The following is a 1,162-nucleotide window of genomic DNA, read 5'->3' on the forward strand; positions in this document are numbered from 1 at the left end:
TATCCCAAGACGAACTTCAACATCTAATTAAATCCGCACAATCCGCTTTAGAAGAAAAGCACGCCGGTATGCGCAAACAAGTCATTAAGCAAATCAAGGATCTAGCGGCCTCTATCGGCGTAACGGTTGAAATCGTCGAGGACAAAAAATCCAGTAAGTCATCTTCTGCTTCTGCTGTCGCTGCCAAATACGCAAACCCTGCCAATCCAAATGAAACATGGACTGGTCGAGGCTTGGCGCCAAAATGGATGAAGGCTTTAACTGATCAAGGTCGTCAAAAAGACGAGTTTTTGATTCAGTAATTTGTTGAGCGGGTGCAGCATAACTCTGAACCCGCTGACTTCCCTTCAACACAGAGCTTTCCTAACTCTGGAGTCGCTTGGATTTTGACCGCACGAAGGAATAAGCCTAGGCGTAGACGCGATCAACCATCATCGCCTACAATCCGGTCCAAACAATCCCGGAAAAACCATGGACCTCAAAAACATATTCCTTCAAACATTTGGCACAGCAATTAGCGCTATATGGTGGCTAGTACCGCTATCATTGTTCTTGGCGTTTCTAAAATCGCCATTTGTAAAAGGCATGTTTGGCGAATTTCAAGTCAATTTACTGGCGAATCTATTGCTCGACAAGCAGTATTACACACTGTTCAAAAACGTCACGCTGCCGACCGAGAACGGCACCACTCAAATCGATCATATCATCGTCTCACGCTTTGGCGTATTCGTCATCGAGACGAAAAACATGAAGGGGTGGATATATGGCAGCTCTAATCAAAAAACGTGGACTCAGAAGATTTACAAGCATACGACCACATTTCAGAACCCCCTTCATCAAAATTACAAGCATACCCAGACATTGCGTTCTGCATTGGAAATCGACAATGACAAAATTTTCCCAGTGGTTGTGTTCATTGGCGACAGCGAATTCAAAACAGCAATGCCAGACAACGTTGTTTATGCAGGCCGTTATATCCAATTCATAAAAGAAAAATCTCAACTCATCCTGTCGAACCTTGAGGTCATGGCTATATGCAAAAAAATTGAATCGGGCCGCCTGAGCCCAACCCTGAAAACTCACGTGCAACATGTCAAACACGTTAACGAAATTGTCGAAGCAAGGAGTCAGAAGGCTGACAATAGCTGTCCGAAATGCGGGA

At 44.6% G+C, this 1,162-nt stretch carries 2 protein-coding genes; both read left to right on the top strand.

The window, feature by feature from the left end; translation table 11 throughout:
- Window positions 1-302, top strand: a 302-nt coding sequence (locus tag A1355_RS06440) for an H-NS family nucleoid-associated regulatory protein (protein ID WP_064026186.1), incomplete at its 5' end; no start/stop codon positions are given.
- 169 nt (window positions 303-471) lie between these two features.
- Window positions 472-1,162: nuclease-related domain-containing protein (locus A1355_RS06445; RefSeq protein WP_064026188.1), on the top strand; the 691-nt coding region annotated here is incomplete at its 3' end.

Origin of the sequence: Methylomonas koyamae (genome assembly GCF_001644025.1) — a bacterium.
Lineage (GTDB): Bacteria > Pseudomonadota > Gammaproteobacteria > Methylococcales > Methylomonadaceae > Methylomonas > Methylomonas koyamae_A.